This window comes from Lentzea sp. NPDC051838 (assembly GCF_040681245.1).
Classification (GTDB): domain Bacteria; phylum Actinomycetota; class Actinomycetes; order Mycobacteriales; family Pseudonocardiaceae; genus Lentzea.
The window spans coordinates 325,244-342,604 of the sequence record NZ_JBFAYI010000007.1 but is presented as its reverse complement, the minus strand read 5'-3'; the positions used below and the strand labels follow the sequence as shown (position 1 = coordinate 342,604).

Below are 17,361 nucleotides of genomic sequence, written 5' to 3'. Positions count from 1 at the left end.
CCTACCCCTCTGTCTTCATACGGGCGAGCACCACGTGCCCACCGGTCGAGCCGTAGCCTCCCGCACCGCGCTCCGTCTCCGGCAGCTCGGTGACCTCGCGGAACACCGCGTGCTCGACGCGTTGCACGACGAGCTGGGCGATCCGGTCACCGCGCGACAGCACGATCGGCTCCCGCAGATCATGGTTCACGAGGCAAACGCGGATCTCACCGCGGTAGCCGGAGTCGATCGTGCCGGGCGTGTTGACCACGCTCAGCCCGACCCGCGCGGCCAGTCCGGAACGGGGGTGCACGAACCCTGCGTACCCGGTCGGGAGCGCGATCGCGACACCGGTGCCGACGACAGCGCGCTCGCCTGGTGGAATGACCACGTCCGACGTGGTGACCAGATCGGCGCCCGCGTCGCCGGGACGGGCGTAGGCGGGCACGGGAACCCCCGGATCGAGCCGGGTCAGCAACACCTCGACGCTGGACACGGCGGGCGAGATTACCCTGACGACGTGAGTGAGACTGCCGTGACCGCCAGTACGACCTTCCGCGAGCGCCTCTACGTGACGCCGTACATCTGGCCGTTGCCGCTGCTGGGCGCCGGGCTGCTGGCCGCCGAGGTGCACATGGGCTTCCCCGGTGTCCGCTCCTGGCTGCCGTACGTGATCCTGCTGCCGCTGACGGTCCTGCTGCTGGTGAAGTGGAGCTCGACGACGATCGAGGTGTCCGGCGGCGAGCTCAAGGCCGGCGACGCCCACATCCCGCTCGACCTGCTCGGCGACGTCGAGATCATCGCGCCCGAGGACCGGCGCAAGGCCATGGGCCCGTTCCTCGACCCGGCCGCGTACGTCGTGACCCGCGGCTGGGTGAAGCCACTCGTCCGGGTGCGGGTGAACGACCCGGAGGACCCGACCCCGTACTGGATGATCAGCACGCGGCGTCCGGAAGAGCTCGTCGCCGCGATCAGGTCCTGAAGAACACAACTGGGCGCCACCCGTGCGGGTGAGCGCCCAGTTTTCTCTGGCGGATTTCTGCTGACGGAATCAGGCGCAGTCGCGGCAGATGTACACGCCGTTGTTGTCCTCGGCGAGCCTGCTGCGGTGGTGCACCAGGAAGCACTTCGAGCACGTGAACTCGTCGGCCTGCTTGGGCAGGACCTTGAACGTGAGCTCCTCGCCGGACAGATCGGCACCGGGCAGCTCGAAGTTCTCCGCGCTCGCGTCCTCGTCGACGTCCACGACGCCGGACTGCGTCTCGTTCCGCCGGGCCTTCAACTCCTCGAGGGAGTCCTCAGCGAGTTCGTCCGCCTCGCTGCGACGCGGCGCGTCGTAGTCGGTCGCCATCTTCTTCACCCCTGCGGTCTACGGAGACTGTTCGTGTCGCTGGTTAACGCTCCAGCGACCTCTTTTGTGCCCCACGTCAAGGTGACGTAGGTCTCTCACACACGAGGGTCAGGCCAACCCCCTAGGCGTGCCCGCCAGGCTTGATCCACAAGTGTGCGGAGCGCGCAGAGGGTAGCTCATTGCCCGAGTGACTCGACATCGGGTTACCCCTTACCGACCGGACGGGTGACACAACCTTTCTACGCTGGACCGATACCCTGTGCGGGAGCACGTGCGGCTCGGCGTGCAACCTGGCGCCCGGCCGGTACCGTCCTGACTGTGAGCAATCAGGCCGGTGCGGTGGGTCACGCCCGCCGGAGCGCGCGACAGCCGGGCAGGGCCTAGGCTGATCAGCAGGGGACGAATACGGGGAGGGCTTCGGACGTGGGACCCGCATCGGGAAGTTTGACGCCCTACAAGCGGCGTCGGCCCGTGCCCGCGCTCGTCCTGTTCGCGGTGCTGTTGGTCAGTTCCGTGTTCGTGTGGGTGAAGGTGCTCGGCAACGCGAGTGACGTGGACGCGGCCATCAAGTGCAACGCGCCTGGTCACGCGACCACGACCGTCTCCGGTGCGCCGGATCCCGCGGACACGACGACGGCGCCGCCACCACCGCTGGGGACGGTGCTGGAGCACGACGCGCTCGACCGCACGAACCCGGTGCCGGTCGGCGAGGTCAACTTCAAGGTCATCAACGCCTCGACGCAGCGCAACCACGCCAAGACCATCGCGACCCAGCTCACCGAGCTCGGCCTGAAGCAGGCGGCGGACCCCGGCAACGACCCGATCTACCCGGCGCAGGACATGAACTGCCGCGGCCAGATCCGCTTCGGCGCGCCCGGCTCCCAGGCCGCGCGCACGCTGTCGCTGCTGGAGCCGTGCCTCGAACTGGTCCGCGACGACCGCCAGGACGCGACCGTCGACGTCGCTTTGGGCAAGAAGTTCGACGAGGTCAAGCCGAACAGCGACGCCCGCAAGGTCCTCGACCAGCTCAAGGAGTGGGCGGACCAGCAGCCGGAGCAGCAGGGCGGCCAGGTCGCCGCGGCCACCCCGCCGACGCTGAGCCCGGACAACCTGTCCGGCGCGCGCGACGTGACCTGCTGACTTCCGCTCGTCCCCTACCCTTGCGCGCATGGGGGTTGCTCTTCTTCAGGACGAGCGCGTGCTGTGGCAGGGCTCGCCCGCACACCGTTCGGTGTTCCTGAGCGTCGATCCGGCGTGGATGTGGTTCAGCGTGAAGTTCGACGCGGTCCTGTTCGCCGTGCTGGCCGCGATCATCGGCCTGCTCAACCAGGGACTGGGCGTGGTCGACGGCTGGTCGGTCACGTTCTTCGCGGCGATGTTCGCCGGGTCCACGGCCTTCTACTTCATCGAACCGTTCGCGTGGCGCTTCCTCACGCTGCGCCGCACGACCTACTACGTCACCGACCAACGCGTCGTGTCCGTGCCGGGCAGGCGGCCGCGGTCGGTGCCGCTCGCCGAGATCGACACCCTCGCGTTCGCCGAGAGCGACGACGGCTCCGGGTACATCCGGCTCTACGGCCGGCACATGCCGGACGGGTTCGGCAACGGCACGGTGGCCGAGCTGATCCACGTTCCGGACGTCCGCGAAGTCGTCGACCTGCTCTCCCGGCTCACCGGCAAAACCCCGGTCTCCCGCCGCCCCTGACACCCCTTATGCAAAAGACGTTTGCGGACGTCCGCAAACGTCTTTTGCACAACCGATATATCAGTTGCGCTGACCTGCGTGTATACAATCCGGGTGCTGCGTCAGACCTTGCCGAAGCCGGACTCGACGAGCGCGTCGTGCATCACGTCGGCGATGCCGGGGGCCGCCGCGAACGTCGCGTCCTCCCCCAGTTCGGGCGACGATCCGGGCAGCCGCACGACCGCGCCGGCCTCCGCGGCGATCAGCCCGCCGGCCGCCCAGTCCCACCGGCCGAGGGCGTGCTCGGCGTAGGCGTCGAGCCGCCCGGCCGCCACGGAGCACAGGTCGAGGGAGGCCGCACCGGCCCGGCGGAGGTCACGCACTCGGGTGGACATCGCGGCCCACGCGTCGGCCTGCCGCTGACGCCGCTCCGGCCGGTACGCGAACCCGTAGCCGAGCAACGACAGCGAGAGATCCGTCGTGGCGGACACGTGCAACGGCGTGCCGTCCAGAAACGCGCCGTAGCCGCGCGCAGCGGTCCACACGCGGCCGGTCGCGGGCTCGACCACAGCGCCCGCGACGGACTCACCGTCGACCTGCGCCGCGATCGACACCGAGTACCAGGGGATTCCGTAGAGGTAGTTGACGGTGCCGTCGATCGGGTCGACGACCCAGGTCAGCCCCTCCACGACCGTTCCGCCCTCCTCCTCGCCGAGGACCGGTTCGCCGGGGCGCAACTCGGACAGACGCGTCCGGACGAGTTGTTCTGAGGCTCGGTCGGCGGCGGTGACGACGTCGGTCGAGGTGCTCTTCGTGTCGAACGAGACGACGGCGGAAGCACGCATGCGCTGAACAAGAGCGCCTGCTTCCCGTCCGATGGCCGTCGCGATGTCGACGAGTGGCCGGGGATCGAACACGACCGGTTCCCTCCTACGTCACTAGCACGGGACTATCGGACTACCTCAGGCTAATGTCTGCGCACCACGATTACTGAATCGAAACCAGCAGCATCGAGTAGGAAGGACCACGGGGATGGGCATCACCCGCGGGTTCGGTGTGGACATCGGCGGCTCCGGCGTCAAGGGCGGCCTTGTCGACCTCGAGGCAGGAGCACTGGACGGCGAACGCATGCGGATCCCCACGCCCCAGCCCTCGACGCCCGAGGCGGTGGCCGAGGTCGTCGCCGAGATCGTCGAGAAGTTCCAGTGGGACGGGCCGGTCGGCATCACGCTCCCCTGCGTGGTCAAGCACGGCGTGGCGCTGAGCGCGGCGAACGTCGACAAGGGCTGGATCAACTGCGACGCGCAGACGCTCTTCGCGGAACGCCTCAAGCGCAACCCCGAGGACATCGTCGTGATGAACGACGCGGACGCGGCCGGCATCGCGGAGATGTCGTTCGGCGCGGGCGTCGGCAAGGCCGGGACCGTGGTGCTGCTGACGTTCGGCACGGGCATCGGCAGCGCGGTGTTCCTCGACGGCAAGCTCGTCCCGAACACCGAGTTCGGGCACCTGCAGGTCGACGGGCACGACGCCGAGACGCGTGCGGCCGCCTCCGTGAAGGAGGAGAAGGGCCTGTCCTGGGAGGAGTGGGCGCCTCGGGTCACCCGGTACATCAACGTGCTGGAGGACCTCATCTGGCCCGACCTGGTGATCGCCGGTGGCGGCGTGAGCAAGAAGGCGCACAAGTGGCTGCCGTTGCTCGAAGTGCGCACCGAGGTAGTTGCTGCTGCACTGAAAAACGACGCCGGCATTGTGGGCGCCGCGTGGGCCGCCGCACACGGTGTGCGCCCGTAGCGCTGTGGCCGTCACCCTTTGCCCCGTATTCGGCGGTCAGACGGGTGCGTCGCGGTGCCTGCCCCTCGCCCTCATCCTGGTTGGCTGTGGGCGAGGGGCAGGTGCCGCGAGGCGCCCTGCTGAGCGTCGAAGACGCGGCGAAGGGTGACGGCCACAGCGCTTGGAGACAGTTGACACCGAAACGTGTCCGACTGGATCTAGCTGGGACAACGCAGGTGGGAGCGCTCCGAACGACCTCGGGGCGCAACACCGCGTCACCGACGTCGTTACAATGGAACGCACACCCGCCAAGCAAGATCGGCGGGGAGATCCCCTGAACTCTGGCGACCGAGGTTTCGCGCCCTCTGGTTTGCCTTGAACGACCGTCGCGAAAGGGCGTACGTGGCAGCCGCAGAAACCGCAACCCGACGCTCCAGCTCCGCCGCGAGCGCCGCCAAGACGACCAAGGCGACCGCGGCCGGCGAGGCCGAGGAGAAGCCGAAGCGCAAGACGACCGCTGCGGCAGCGAAGAAGCCCGCCGCCGCCAAGGCCGCCGGCGCCAAGACCCCGCGCAAGCCGGCCGGCAAGGCCGATCCTGCCGCGAAGGGCACCGCCAAGAAGGACGGCGAAGAGCCGGAGGACATGGAAGGCGCTCCCGGCGCCGAGGACCTGGAGGACGTCGAGATCGTCGACGAGCCGGTCGTCGACGAGCCGGAGGAGGCGGAGGACCCCAAGAACGAGGGTGACTTCGTCTGGGACGAGGAGGAGTCCGAGGCCCTGCGCCAGGCGCGCAAGGACGCGGAGCTCACCGCTTCGGCCGACTCCGTTCGCGCCTACCTCAAGCAGATCGGCAAGGTCGCCCTCCTCAACGCCGAGGAGGAGGTCGAGCTCGCCAAGCGCATCGAGGCGGGTCTCTACGCCGCCGAGCGCGTGCGCCGCTCCGAGGAGGACGCGGAGAAGCTCACCCCGCAGATGCGCCGCGACCTGCGGTGGATCGTGCGTGACGGCGAGCGCGCCAAGAACCACCTGCTCGAGGCGAACCTGCGTCTCGTCGTGTCGCTGGCCAAGCGCTACACCGGCCGCGGCATGGCGTTCCTGGACCTGATCCAGGAGGGCAACCTGGGTCTGATCCGCGCCGTCGAGAAGTTCGACTACACCAAGGGCTACAAGTTCTCCACGTACGCCACCTGGTGGATCCGTCAGGCGATCACCCGCGCGATGGCCGACCAGGCCCGCACCATCCGCATCCCGGTGCACATGGTCGAGGTCATCAACAAGCTCGGTCGCATCCAGCGGGAGCTGCTCCAGGACCTGGGCCGCGAGCCCACCCCGGAAGAGCTCGCCAAGGAAATGGACATCACGCCCGAGAAGGTGCTGGAGATCCAGCAGTACGCGCGTGAGCCCATCTCGCTGGACCAGACGATCGGCGACGAGGGCGACAGCCAGCTCGGCGACTTCATCGAGGACTCCGAGGCCGTCGTCGCGGTCGACGCCGTCTCGTTCACGCTGCTGCAGGACCAGCTGCAGTCCGTGCTCGCGACGCTGTCCGAGCGCGAGGCGGGCGTCGTCCGGCTGCGCTTCGGTCTCACCGACGGCCAGCCGCGCACGCTGGACGAGATCGGTCAGGTCTACGGCGTCACGCGTGAGCGCATCCGCCAGATCGAGTCCAAGACGATGTCGAAGCTGCGTCACCCGTCGCGCTCGCAGGTCCTGCGCGACTACCTCGACTAGTCCTTCACTCAGGCATACGCAGAGATCCCCGCACCGGTTCGGTGCGGGGATCTTTTTTGTTCCGGGAACTCGCCCGCACGCCCGTGAGCACGTCCAGCTTTACCTATGCTCACGCCGTGACCAGGCGTGATCGAACGCATGCGAAAGATGAGTACCCATGTACTCATGTGCCGCCTATGCATCCGCGACAGCATCAGTGTGTGGCTGTGCCGGAGGGGTGCACAGGGACAGTTCCGGAGACCGGAACGAGGGGGCTGGAAACATGGGCAGGTCAGTACTCGAAGGGGCTTTCTCGCTGCTGGACAAGCTGATGGACGAGGGTGAGCTGGGGCTCACGCAACTCGCCGACCGCTGCGAGATGCCGAAGACGACGGTGCACCGACTTCTGGACCAGATGGAGGTGCTCGGGGCGGTCGAGAACGTGCGCGGCCGCTACCGCATCGGCGCGCAGATGTTCCGGCTCGGGCAGGCGTGGGAACCCGCCCCGGGCATCCTGCGGGTCGCCCGGCAGCCGCTGCGGGCGTTGTCGGCGACGATCAGGACGTCGACGATCCTCGCGGTGCCGCGACGTGACCGGGTGCTCGTCGCCGCGGCGAGCATCGTGCGCGCGGAGGACGTGGCCCGGCTGCGTCCCGGTGCCACGGTTCCGGCGGGCATGGAGTTCGTCAGCGCTCCGGTGCGCACACCGTCCAGCAGTGTCATCGGCACGGTGTCCGCGGTGCTGGACAGCGGTCGCAGCGCCACGGCTCTGAGGGAGGCCGTGGGGCACGCCGCACGAGCGATCAGCGCAGCCCTCGCGAGCTGATCGACGGGGTGGTCGGACTCCCGCTCGCACTCGCCCCCAGTGCGTGCGATCGGGAGTTTGATCACGGTCCAGAGTCCGAATCGTGGGACGTTCGTGACCTGTTCGCTGCGGGCGGACAAGGGCAACCGATATCACACTCTCGGTCGCACGCAACAGACCGAACGGCCCGAACTCACTGCTCCACCAGCGGGTTTCCGGTTGCGCTCCGTGCGTGTCAAGACGGTGAACCGGTGGCAAATACAGGTGTGAGCCTGCTGCAGCCGGGTAAATCGGATAGTGACGCGAGTCGCCACGCACACGGGAACACTGACTATCGCCAAAACGTCTGTCAGAGTGGAGCCAGCGAGCACCGCGCACCTGCCAGGGGCGCTGTGGTCGCAGCTTGGTAAGAGGGCACCGAACACTCCAGTTCCGGTGCCGGGACGGAGGGAGATTCATCATGACTGCAGCACTCACCCGCCCCGAGTTGACCGCTGCCGACCGCTGCGACCGCTGCGGGGCTGCTGCCCAGGTTCGCGCCTTGCTCCCGTCCGGGGGCGAGCTGCTGTTCTGCGGGCACCACGCTCGCGCGCACAGCGAGAAGTTGCGCGAACTCGCTGCTGAGATTCAGCAGGGCTGACTTCCACCCCACCTAGCCGCTCGGGGCGGAGATCCGGATGGATCTCCGCCCCCTTCGCTTTCCGGAGCGTCTTAGAGAGCGTCCAGCACGGGTTCGAACGCCAGCTCGGCGGCACCGACCAGCTTCGCATCGCGGCCCAGCGGCGACGTCACGACCTGCGTTCCGCCGACCGCGCGCGAGACGAGACTGCGCTGCTGCACGACGGCTCCCACCGAGTCGACCAGCGACGGCGGCAACGCCGTGTAGAGATCACCCAGCACGACCAGCTCGGGGCCCAGCACGTTGACGATGTTCGCGAGCCCCAGCGCCAGCCAGTCCGCGAACTCGCCGAGCAACGACGGGTCGTCCAGCGCCCGCAGCGCCGCGACGACGGCACCGCGCGGGGCGTCGTCGGGCAGCCCCAGGGCGCGGCACAACGCCGGTTCGCCGACCTCGGTCTCCCAGCACCCGTCGCAGCCGCAGTAGCAGCGCCGGCCGCGCGGGTTGACCACCATGTGCCCGAGCTCGCCGACGTAGCCGCCGGAGCCGCGCAACGGCTGCCCGGACAGGATCACGCCGCCGCCGACACCGACGTCCGCGGAGATGTAGACCATGTCCGCGGATGCCCGCGCAGCGCCGCGCACGTGCTCCGCCAGCGCGCCGAGCTCCGCGTCGTTGCCCACCTGGACGGGCATCTTGAGCACCGCCTCCAGGCGCTTGCCGAGCGCGACGTCCGTCCAGTGCAGGTTCGGCGCCTCGTGCACCTGGCCGTCCGCGCGCCGCACGACGCCCGGCACCGACACGCCGACCCCGACCGCGGTGACGTCGAGGTCGTCGGCCATGAGGCGCGCCGACTCGACGATGTGCGTGATGACCTCTCCCGGATCACGCGTCCGGTTGTGCAGGTTCCAGCTGTCGCGCCCGAGGATCTCCCCACCGAGGCCGACGAACCCCATCGCCACCTGCTCCACCCGCACGTCGATCGCGATGACGACCGCGGCCTGAGGCTGGGGCAGGACGAGCAACGAGGGGCGGCCGGCGCCACTGCGCTGGGCAGGGACGCGTTCGGCCACCACACCGGCTTCGGCGAGGCCGTCCACCAGGGCCTTGATCGTGCTGCGGTTGAGCCCGAGCTCAGCCGCGAGCGACGCCCTGGTGGACGGTCCGTCGACGTGCAGGCGACGCAGCAGCGCCGTCCTGTTGTGCCTGCGGATCTCGTCGGGACGGGTGCCGGAGGTTGGTCCGGTCACCTCGTCAGCGAGCCGCGGTCGCTGCCCGGCGGCGGGACAACGCGTCGACGCTCGCGGCGAGCAGCAGGACCAGGCCGGTCACGATGAACACGACGGCGGCGGGCTGCTTGAGCAGGCCCATGCCGTTCTGGATGATCGCGAGCACCGCGCCACCGATCACCGCGTCACGCAGCCGGCCCTTGCCGCCGAACAGCGACGTGCCACCGATGACGGCCGCACCGACCGACAGCAGCAGCGTGTTGCCGCCACCGGCGTTCGGGTCGACCGAGCCGACCTTCGACGAGTACACGATCGCGCCGATCGCGGCCGCGGAGGACGCGATCACGAACACGCTCATGCGAATCCGCTCGACGTTGATACCGGCGCGGCGGGCGGCTTCCTTGTTGCCGCCGACCGCGTAGATGTGCCGGCCGTAGCTGGTGCGGTCGAGCACGAACGTGCCGATCACCAGCAGGACGAGCACCACCGGCACCACGTACGGCACGCCCTCGATGACAACGAGGTCGCTCGGCGACCGGTTGATCGACAGCGCGTAGGTGATGAGCGCGGCCAGCACCGCGAGGGCACCGATCTTGGCCAGCACCAGCGAGGTCGGCTGGGCCACGAGTCCCTTGCGCAGACGGGAGAAGTGCCGCGTCAGCACGACGGCCGCGTAGCCGCCGATCGCGATCACGAACAGCGCCCAGGAGCCCAGGAAGTTCAGGTTGCCGTTGGCGACGTTGAAGATCGTGTCGTCGCGCAGGCCGAGCGTGCCGCCCTGGCCGATGAACTGCAGCACCACGCCGTTCCAGACGAGGAACAGCGCCAGGGTCACGACGAACGACGGGATACCGACCTTGGCGATGAGGTAGCCGGTGATGCAGCCGATGGCCGCGCCGACGCAGACCGCGAGGAACATCTCCAGCCAGGGGTTCGCCGGGATGCCGATCACGGAGATCAGGAACGCGACGAGCGCCAGTGCCGCGCCCGCCCAGATCTTCATCAGCACCGCGAGCACGATCGCGAGCAGCAGCAGGCCGCAGAACACCCAGAACACGGTGTCGCCCATGCCGCCGAGCAGGTTGCCGTTGTGGATCAGGTGCAGTGCCATCACCGACGCCGTCACACCGGACGCGGTACCGGCGGACAGGTCGATCTCGCCCAGCAGCAGCACGAACACCAGGCCCATCGCGATGATGGTGATGCTGGCGCCCTGCTGGAGCAGGTTGGCGAGGTTGCCGAGGGTGAAGAACGTGTCGGACAACGTGCTGAACACGATGAGCAGCACGATGAGCCCGAGGAGCGCCGGCAGCGAGCCGAGCTCGCCACCGCGGACCCTGGCCCAGTAGTCGCTGACGGCCTCACCGGTGGACATGGACGTCGTGTCGATGCCGAAGTCGGAGATCGCGCCCTGCTGCGGCGTCTCCTGCTCGTGCGTTTCGGTGGTGTCGGTCATGCTCGCCTCTTCGGAACTCATCAGATCGTCGCCGCCTCGGGGCGGGCGATGCCCAGGTCACCGGAACGACCGGCGGTGATCAGCTCGACCACCTGGCCGTGCGTGACGTCCTTGGAGCCCACGACCGCGGCCATGCGTCCGAGGTAGAGGCACGCGATCTTGTCGGCGACCTCGAAGACGTCGTTCATGTTGTGGCTGATCAGGACGACCCCCAGGCCCTGGTCCGCGAGCCGGCGGACGAGGTCGAGGACCTGCCGCGTCTGCGCGACGCCGAGTGCGGCGGTCGGCTCGTCGAGCAGCACGACCTTGCTGTTCCACAGCACGGCCTTGGCGATCGCGACCGTCTGGCGCTGGCCACCGGACAGCGACGAGACCTGCGTGCGCACCGACTTGACCGTGCGCACGGACAGCGAGGCCAGCGTCTTGCGCGCCGCCTGCTCCATGTCGGTCTCGTCGAGCAGACCACCCTTGGTGCGCTCGCGGCCGAGGAACATGTTCTGGACGATGTCGAGGTTGTCGGCCAGCGCGAGGTCCTGGTAGACGACCTCGATCCCGAGCGCCGCGGCGTCGCGCGGGCCCTTGATGTGCGTCGGCTCGCCGTTGAAAAGGACCTCACCCGAGTCGGTCGGGTGGATGCCCGCGATGCACTTGACCAGCGTCGACTTGCCCGCGCCGTTGTCGCCGACGAGCGCGGTGACCTCGCCCGGGTTCACGGTGAGGTCGATGTCGTGCAGGACGTGCACGGGGCCGAAGCTCTTGTTGATGCCGCGCAGCTCGAGAATCGGCTCGCTCACTGGGGTTTCCTCCGTGGTTACCACGCGCCGAGGCGGGGTGCGCAGGTCCGCACCCCGCCTTGACCCGAAGCGGTTACTACTTGATGCCGAGCTCGGTGCAGGCGGCCTGGGTGTCGGCCACGCAGATCTCCGACGCCTTGACGAAGCCGGCGTCCACGACGGACTTGACCTTGTCCTTGGTGATCAGCTGAGCGGACAGCAGCACCGACGGGACGTCGCGGTTGCCCTTGTCGTCCTTGGTCTTGCCGGTCGCGAGCGCGTCGGCGGCGGCCTTGTCGCCCTTGGCGAGGGCGGCGGCCAGCTTGGCGGCGGCCTCGGCCTCGTCCTTGATCGGCTTGAAGACGGTCATGTACTGGTCACCGCGGAGCACGGCCTGCAGGCCGTCCGGGGTGGCGTCCTGACCGGTGACGGGGATCTTGCCGTTCAGGCCGACCTTCTTGAGCACGGTGATGACCGCACCCGCGAGGCCGTCGTTCGCGGCGACGACACCGTCGATCTTGTTGCCGTTGGTCGTCAGGAGCTGCTCGAAGACCTGGCCGCCCTTCTGGTTGTCCCAGCCGTCGATCGGCTGCGACGCGACCTTCTTGAGGTCACCAGAGGCGTACTTCGGGTCGAGGACCTTGTGCTGTCCATCGGCGAAGAGCGTGGCGTTGTTGTCCGTCGGCGAGCCCTCGATCTCGATGATCTCGGCGGGCTTCTTGCCGGGGACGAGCTTCGCGACACCCTCGACCAGGCCCTGGCCCTGCAACTCGCCGACCTTCACGTTGTCGAACGACACGTAGTACTGCGAGGAGCCACCGGTGTTCAGGCGGTCGTAGTCGATGACCTGGATGCCCTGCGCCTGCGCCTTCTTGGCGACGGAAGCGCCGACCTCGCTGTTGGGGGTCGCGATGATCAGGACCTTGACACCGGCGTTGATCATGCCGTCGGCCAGGGTGCTGAACTTCTGGACGTCGCCCTGCGCGTTCTGGATGTCGGGGTCGAGCCCCTCCTTCTTCAACGCGGCCTCGAGGAGAGGCTTGTCGAAGCCCTCCCAGCGAGCGGAGGTGGCGGTCTCAGGAAGGATCACGCCGACCTTGGTACCCCCGCCGCTGCCAGCGTTCGTCTTGTTGTCTCCTCCACCGGAGGACGTGTTGGCGCCACACGCCGAAACAGCCAGGGCGAGGCCCGTGGCAACGGCGATGGAAGCGAGGCTCTTGCTGCGCATCCGCCATCCCTTTCACTGCGCTGTGTCACAGAGAATGTTGTGGCGCACAACGTATGCCCGACATATGCGTGACCGGAACCACACTGAATCGATTAAGTCGTAACGATGCGGCAACCTCGCCGTCATTTGACTACCCAGAGTTGTGGGAGCGTAACCACGGCGCTACAACACTTGCGACCATTCGGCGCACAGCGTCCTCGTGCGGCGGAGCGTCGCGGTCCGCGAACAACAGATGCCCGGTGCCGATGAGCATCGGCGCCACCCCGTCCGCGTCGAGATCACCGAGGCGGCCCAGCTCCTGCTCGCGCTCCAGGTATTTCTTGATCATGATCGCGGCCTCGGTCAGCACCGGTACACCGGCGGGCCAGGCCTCTCTGAGCTTGCGGCGCAGGTCGTCGCGGAACGTCACGAGGGCGACGATCGCGACGGCGACCGACCGGAAGACGGCGGTGATCGCCTCGGTGAGGTTGTCGACGACCGTGCCGGTGCCCGCTTGGCTCAGGAGCAGCTTCGCGCGCGCGTCCATCTTGTCCACGCGATCGAGGACGAACGCCGCGAGAAACGCGTCGAAGTCGTCGAAGTGCTTGTGCAGCACCCCCTTGGCCACGCCCGCTTCAGTCGTCACCGCACGGCTTGTGAGCGCGCTAGGGCCGCCTTCGACCAGAAGGCGTTCCGCAGCCGTGAACAGCTGTTCCCGCACGTCACGCAGGTGCACACCGGTGGGCACGCCTGAATTCTCCTAGCTGAAGTGGGCGCTCGCCCACTAAGGTGGACGCATGCCCACTCTAGGTGAGAAGCCACAGCCGGAAAAGTTCGACAAGGACCTCGCCGAGCGGCTCGCGACGTCGTTCGGCGCCGAGGCCGCCCGCTACGACCGCACTCGCCCGCCCTACCCCGACTCACTGGTCGAGCGCCTGGTCACCGCCGCTCCGGGCGCGCGGATGGTCGACGTCGGCTGCGGCACCGGCACGCTCTCGCGCCAGCTGATCGCCGCCGGCCGCGAAGTCCTCGGCGTGGAGCACGACGAGCAGATGGCCGGGTTCGCCCGCGAGACCGGCGTCCCGGTGGAGGTGTCGAAGTTCGAGACCTGGGACCCCGCCGGCCGCCAGTTCGACGCCGTCGTCGCCGGCCAGTCGTGGCACTGGGTCGACGCCGAACAGGGCCCACGTCAGGTCGCACGGGTGCTGCGCCCCGGCGGCATCTTCGTCGCCCTCTGGCACGTGTTCTCCACGCCGGACGAGATCGCCCAAACCCTGGCCGAGACCTACGAACGGATCGCACCGGACACGACGTTCCGCATCGGCCACTCTCGCGAGGAGGCGACGGCGTTCTACCGGTCGGGCTGCGACCGCACCGCCGAAGCGTTCGTCGGCACCGGCGACTTCGCCGCCCCGGACGTCTGGAGCGCCACCTGGGACAAGACCTACACGACCGCCGAGTACCTCGACCTGATCCTCACGATGAGCCCGATGGCCCTCCTCACCCCGGAGCAGACCACCGCACTCCTCGACGACGTCGGCGCCGCGGTGAACGCCATCGGCGGCCAGTTCACCTCGAACTACACGACCTTCGCCGTAGCCGTCACCCGCAACTGATATATCGCATATCAGTTGCCGCATTTCCTTGCAAGCGCAAGCAAAAAACGTTTGCGGACGAAGTCAAAAGACTCATTGCAAAGGTTGATACACCGTCTACCTGGGGTTTCGGTGTCACCAGGCTGGGCGCGGGGATGCGCACGACCTCGGGCTCGCCTTGCCCGAGGTCGCCGTTCTCCGTTCGAGCGCGGCCCTCGGACGGCTCGGCCGGAGCGGCTACCAGGAACGCAGGGTCGCGATGCGTTCCTCGAGCTGCTCGATGCTGGCCATCGCGGTCGGTGGACCACCGCAGTACTCGCGCAGCTGGTTGTGGATCTTGCCGTGCGGTTTCTTGGTGCGGTGGTGGTGCATCGCGACGAGGGTGTTGAGCTCTTTGCGCAGTGACGCGAGACGCTCCTGCACGCCGACCGGCCGGGCCTCGCGCACCGCCACCTCGGGCTTGGGGCGCCGAGCCGCGGAGGCCATCTGCTCTTCCTGACGCTGGAGCAGCAGGGTGCGCACCTGGTCGGGTTCCAGCAGGCCTGGCAGGCCGAGGTACTCCTGCTCCTCCTCCGAGCCCGCGAGGGTCGGGGCGCCGAACGACGAGCCGTCGAAGATCACCTGGTCGAGCTCGGCGGTGGTGCCCAGTGCCGTGAAGGCGCGCTCGTCCTCGCCGGGTTCGTCCTTGGTCTGGTTCGCCGCGGCCATGAGCTCGTCGTCCCAGCCGTCTTTTTCGCGGTGCGGCTTGCCCAGGACGTGGTCGCGCTCGGCTTCCAGCTCGGACGCGAGCTGCAGCAGCACCGGCACCGACGGCAGGAACACCGTCGCGGTCTCGCCGGGTTTCCGGTTGCGCACGAAACGGCCGATGGCCTGGGCGAAGAACAGCGGGGTCGACGACGACGTCGCGTAGACGCCGACGGCGAGCCGCGGCACGTCGACGCCCTCGGACACCATGCGGACGGCGATCATCCAGCGTTCGTTCGTCGCGGAGAACTCGGCGATCTTGCCGGACGCCTTCGGGTCGTCGGAGAGGACCAGGGTCGGGATCTGGCCCGTGACGCGCGTGAGCACCTGCGCGTAGGCCTTCGCCACGGTCTGGTCGGTCGCGATCACCAGGCCGCCGGCGTCGGGCAGGCCGTTCTCGCGCTTCTGGGTGAGCCGCTGGTCGGCGGCGCGCAGCACGGAGGCCATCCAGTCGCCGGCCGGGTCGAGGGCCGTGCGCCAGGCCCGCGCGGTCTGCTCCTGGGTCAGCGGCTCGCCCAGGCGTGCCGTGTACTCCTCGCCCGCGCTGGTCCGCCACGACGCCTCGCCCGAGTACGCCAGGAACAGCACGGGCCGGACCACGCCGTCGCGCAACGCGTCGGAGTACCCGTACGTGTGATCGGCCTTGGAGGTCTTGAAGCCGCCCGAGCTCTCCTCGTACTGCACGAACGGGATCGGCGAGTCGTCCGAGCGGAACGGCGTGCCCGTGAGGCAGAGACGGCGGACCGCGGGCGTGAACGCCTCGCGGATCGCATCACCCCACGACTTGGCATCACCACCGTGGTGGACCTCGTCGAGCAGCACCAGCGTCTTGCGGTTCTCCGTGCGCACCCGGTGCAGCGACGGATGGGCGGCGACCTGCGCGTACGTGACCGCGACACCGTGGTAGTCGCGGGAGGTCATCGCGTTGGTGTTGCGGAAGTTCGAGTCGATGTGGATGCCCTGCTCGGCGGCGGCCTTCGCCCACTGGTGCTTGAGGTGCTCGGTGGGCGTGACGATCGTGACGGCCTCGATCGTGCGGTCTGCCAGCAGCTCGGCGGCCACGCGCAGTCCGAAGGTCGTCTTGCCCGCGCCGGGAGTCGCGACGGCGAGGAAGTCCTGCGGTTTGGCGGCCAGGTACTTGGTCAGCGCGCGGCGCTGCCATGCCCGCAGCGGTCGCATTGCTGCTGTCGCTGTCACGAGACGTGTTTCTCCTCATTTATGCAGGTCAGACATAGCAATACCCTCAGGCAGACCGTTGCCGAGGGCACTGTGACTCTACCTGTTCACGGCGCCGATGCCGCGAAACGTGGCGCCATGCACCATGCTTGTCCCTGCGATGGGTGCGCCTACCGACAACGACGCACGCAGGTCCGGCCGCAAGGGGCCGCTGCGTCTACTCGCGCGCACGCTGTCGAAAGCGTGGGAAGGCAACATCTTCTCAGAAGCGGCCGAGGCGGCGTTCTGGCAGACGCTGTCGTTCCCGCCACTTCTGCTCGGTGTGCTGGGCGCCATGGGTTATCTGGGCGACTGGTTCGGCTCCGAAGTGGTCCTGGCCGTCCAGGAGAAGATCATCGGGTTCACCCGCACGATCTTCAGCACCGACGTGGTCAACGGCGTGATCGCGCCGACCGTGGCCGAGATCCTCAGCACCGGCAAGGGCGAGATCGTCTCCGTCGGCTTCCTGATCTCGCTGTGGGCGGGTTCGTCGGCGATGTCGTCGTTCGTCGACGCGATCACGGTGGCCCACGGCCAGTACGGCGTCCGCAACGAGCTGTGGCAGCGCGTCTTCGCCCTGCTGCTCTACCTGATCTCGCTGGTGGCCCTGGTGATCGGCCTGCCGGTGCTGGCGCTGGGCCCGGACGTCCTGCCGCAGTTCTTCCCGACGTCCTGGCAGCCCTACATCGAGACGTGGGTGGGCCGGTTCTACTACCCCGGCGTCGCCCTGCTGCTCGTGCTGTCGCTGTCGATGCTCTACAAGGTCGCACTGCCGCGCAGGCTGCCGTACCACCGCGTGCTGCCGGGCGCGGTGCTCGCGATGGCCGTGTTCATCCTGTCGTCCATCGGGCTGCGCCTGTACATCCAGTGGATCACCACGACGGGCTACACCTACGGCGCGCTGGCGACGCCGATCGCGTTCCTGCTGTTCGTGTTCTTCATCGGCCTGGCGATCACGATCGGCGCGTACTTCAACAGCGCCATCCAGGACATGTGGCCGGCCCGCATGACCCGCCGCCAGCGCCGCCGGTGGCGCCGTCTGGAGATGGAACGCGCGGCCTCCCGCATCCGCTCCGAGAACGCGGCTCCCAAACAAGAAGCCGCCAACACCGAGTACTCGGCGCCCTCCCCCGCCGACACGCAGCTCACCGCGCCGCTCAAGATCCAGGAGCCGCGGACCTCACCGGAGCAAGAAAAACAGCGGGGGTAGCCGAAGCCACC

General features: G+C 68.4%; 18 protein-coding genes. 9 read left to right on the top strand and 9 right to left on the bottom strand.

Annotation, left to right across the window (positions count from 1 at the left end):
* Position 1: 1 nt before the first annotated feature.
* Positions 2 to 475, bottom strand: coding sequence for a dUTP diphosphatase (gene dut, locus AB0M24_RS19735; RefSeq protein WP_045316566.1), 474 nt, complete (start codon positions 473 to 475; stop codon positions 2 to 4).
* Between the two features lie 24 nt (positions 476 to 499).
* Here dut and AB0M24_RS19730 point away from each other — a divergent pair, with 24 nt between their 5' ends.
* Complete coding sequence (locus AB0M24_RS19730) at positions 500 to 961, top strand: DUF3093 domain-containing protein (RefSeq protein ID WP_363769245.1); 462 nt, start codon at positions 500 to 502, stop codon at positions 959 to 961.
* 69 nt (positions 962 to 1,030) lie between these two features.
* Here the strand turns inward: AB0M24_RS19730 and AB0M24_RS19725 are convergent, their stop codons facing one another.
* On the bottom strand, positions 1,031 to 1,330 hold the full coding sequence (locus tag AB0M24_RS19725; RefSeq protein ID WP_030464829.1) for a DUF4193 domain-containing protein: 300 nt from the start codon (positions 1,328 to 1,330) through the stop codon (positions 1,031 to 1,033).
* A 423-nt stretch (positions 1,331 to 1,753) separates the two neighbouring features.
* Here AB0M24_RS19725 and cei point away from each other — a divergent pair, with 423 nt between their 5' ends.
* Complete coding sequence (cei, locus tag AB0M24_RS19720; protein ID WP_363769242.1) at positions 1,754 to 2,470, top strand: envelope integrity protein Cei; 717 nt, start codon at positions 1,754 to 1,756, stop codon at positions 2,468 to 2,470.
* Between the two features lie 28 nt (positions 2,471 to 2,498).
* Complete coding sequence (locus AB0M24_RS19715) at positions 2,499 to 3,035, top strand: PH domain-containing protein (RefSeq protein ID WP_363769239.1); 537 nt, start codon at positions 2,499 to 2,501, stop codon at positions 3,033 to 3,035.
* A 101-nt stretch (positions 3,036 to 3,136) separates the two neighbouring features.
* Here the strand turns inward: AB0M24_RS19715 and AB0M24_RS19710 are convergent, their stop codons facing one another.
* Positions 3,137 to 3,931, bottom strand: coding sequence for an inositol monophosphatase family protein (locus AB0M24_RS19710; RefSeq protein WP_363769236.1), 795 nt, complete (start codon positions 3,929 to 3,931; stop codon positions 3,137 to 3,139).
* Between the two features lie 115 nt (positions 3,932 to 4,046).
* On the opposite strand from AB0M24_RS19710, the gene ppgK reads away from it, so the two are divergent.
* From ppgK to AB0M24_RS19690, 4 genes are all read left to right on the top strand, one after another.
* The gene (gene ppgK / locus AB0M24_RS19705) at positions 4,047 to 4,808 is read left to right on the top strand and encodes a polyphosphate--glucose phosphotransferase (protein ID WP_363769233.1); all 762 of its coding nucleotides are present in this window, start codon (positions 4,047 to 4,049) and stop codon (positions 4,806 to 4,808) included.
* Positions 4,809 to 5,189: 381 nt separating this feature from the next.
* Complete coding sequence (locus AB0M24_RS19700; protein ID WP_363769230.1) at positions 5,190 to 6,518, top strand: RNA polymerase sigma factor; 1,329 nt, start codon at positions 5,190 to 5,192, stop codon at positions 6,516 to 6,518.
* 262 nt (positions 6,519 to 6,780) lie between these two features.
* Positions 6,781 to 7,323, top strand: a complete 543-nt coding sequence (locus AB0M24_RS19695; protein ID WP_052685410.1) for a helix-turn-helix domain-containing protein — start codon at positions 6,781 to 6,783, stop codon at positions 7,321 to 7,323.
* Between the two features lie 436 nt (positions 7,324 to 7,759).
* A complete protein-coding gene (locus tag AB0M24_RS19690; RefSeq protein WP_045316573.1) occupies positions 7,760 to 7,942 on the top strand; it encodes a hypothetical protein in 183 nt (60 codons plus the stop codon).
* A gap of 71 nt (positions 7,943 to 8,013) precedes the next feature.
* Here AB0M24_RS19690 and AB0M24_RS19685 read toward each other — a convergent pair whose 3' ends face one another.
* From AB0M24_RS19685 to AB0M24_RS19665, 5 genes are all read right to left on the bottom strand, one after another.
* A complete protein-coding gene (locus tag AB0M24_RS19685) occupies positions 8,014 to 9,171 on the bottom strand; it encodes an ROK family protein (protein WP_363769227.1) in 1,158 nt (385 codons plus the stop codon).
* A 4-nt stretch (positions 9,172 to 9,175) separates the two neighbouring features.
* Positions 9,176 to 10,606 (bottom strand): ABC transporter permease, encoded by a 1,431-nt coding sequence (locus AB0M24_RS19680; RefSeq protein WP_363769224.1) that lies wholly within the window; start codon positions 10,604 to 10,606, stop codon positions 9,176 to 9,178.
* 20 nt (positions 10,607 to 10,626) lie between these two features.
* Entirely contained in the window at positions 10,627 to 11,400 is a 774-nt protein-coding gene (locus tag AB0M24_RS19675) for an ATP-binding cassette domain-containing protein (RefSeq protein ID WP_363769221.1), read from the bottom strand.
* Between the two features lie 76 nt (positions 11,401 to 11,476).
* Entirely contained in the window at positions 11,477 to 12,607 is a 1,131-nt protein-coding gene (locus tag AB0M24_RS19670; protein ID WP_363769218.1) for a substrate-binding domain-containing protein, read from the bottom strand.
* A 130-nt stretch (positions 12,608 to 12,737) separates the two neighbouring features.
* A complete protein-coding gene (locus AB0M24_RS19665; RefSeq protein ID WP_363769215.1) occupies positions 12,738 to 13,334 on the bottom strand; it encodes a TetR/AcrR family transcriptional regulator in 597 nt (198 codons plus the stop codon).
* Between the two features lie 49 nt (positions 13,335 to 13,383).
* Between AB0M24_RS19665 and AB0M24_RS19660 the strand changes: the two genes are divergently transcribed.
* On the top strand, positions 13,384 to 14,202 hold the full coding sequence (locus AB0M24_RS19660; RefSeq protein WP_363769212.1) for a methyltransferase domain-containing protein: 819 nt from the start codon (positions 13,384 to 13,386) through the stop codon (positions 14,200 to 14,202).
* A gap of 216 nt (positions 14,203 to 14,418) precedes the next feature.
* Here the strand turns inward: AB0M24_RS19660 and AB0M24_RS19655 are convergent, their stop codons facing one another.
* Positions 14,419 to 16,104, bottom strand: coding sequence for a DEAD/DEAH box helicase (locus AB0M24_RS19655; protein ID WP_363769332.1), 1,686 nt, complete (start codon positions 16,102 to 16,104; stop codon positions 14,419 to 14,421).
* Between the two features lie 142 nt (positions 16,105 to 16,246).
* On the opposite strand from AB0M24_RS19655, the gene AB0M24_RS19650 reads away from it, so the two are divergent.
* Positions 16,247 to 17,350, top strand: a complete 1,104-nt coding sequence (locus AB0M24_RS19650; RefSeq protein WP_363769209.1) for a YihY/virulence factor BrkB family protein — start codon at positions 16,247 to 16,249, stop codon at positions 17,348 to 17,350.
* Positions 17,351 to 17,361 lie beyond the last annotated feature (11 nt).

Bases quoted from the DNA above. Each gene is read 5' to 3' on its own strand.
- AB0M24_RS19670 (WP_363769218.1), bottom strand. From the start codon at position 12,607: ATGCGCAGCAAGAGCCTCGCTTCCATCGCCGTTGCCACGGGCCTCGCC.
- AB0M24_RS19695 (WP_052685410.1), top strand. From the start codon at position 6,781: ATGGGCAGGTCAGTACTCGAAGGGGCTTTCTCGCTGCTGGACAAGCTG.
- AB0M24_RS19715 (WP_363769239.1), top strand. From the start codon at position 2,499: ATGGGGGTTGCTCTTCTTCAGGACGAGCGCGTGCTGTGGCAGGGCTCG.
- AB0M24_RS19725 (WP_030464829.1), bottom strand. From the start codon at position 1,330: ATGGCGACCGACTACGACGCGCCGCGTCGCAGCGAGGCGGACGAACTC.
- AB0M24_RS19680 (WP_363769224.1), bottom strand. From the start codon at position 10,606: ATGACCGACACCACCGAAACGCACGAGCAGGAGACGCCGCAGCAGGGC.
- ppgK (WP_363769233.1), top strand. From the start codon at position 4,047: ATGGGCATCACCCGCGGGTTCGGTGTGGACATCGGCGGCTCCGGCGTC.
- AB0M24_RS19650 (WP_363769209.1), top strand. From the start codon at position 16,247: ATGCTTGTCCCTGCGATGGGTGCGCCTACCGACAACGACGCACGCAGG.
- AB0M24_RS19655 (WP_363769332.1), bottom strand. From the start codon at position 16,104: ATGCGACCGCTGCGGGCATGGCAGCGCCGCGCGCTGACCAAGTACCTG.
- AB0M24_RS19660 (WP_363769212.1), top strand. From the start codon at position 13,384: ATGCCCACTCTAGGTGAGAAGCCACAGCCGGAAAAGTTCGACAAGGAC.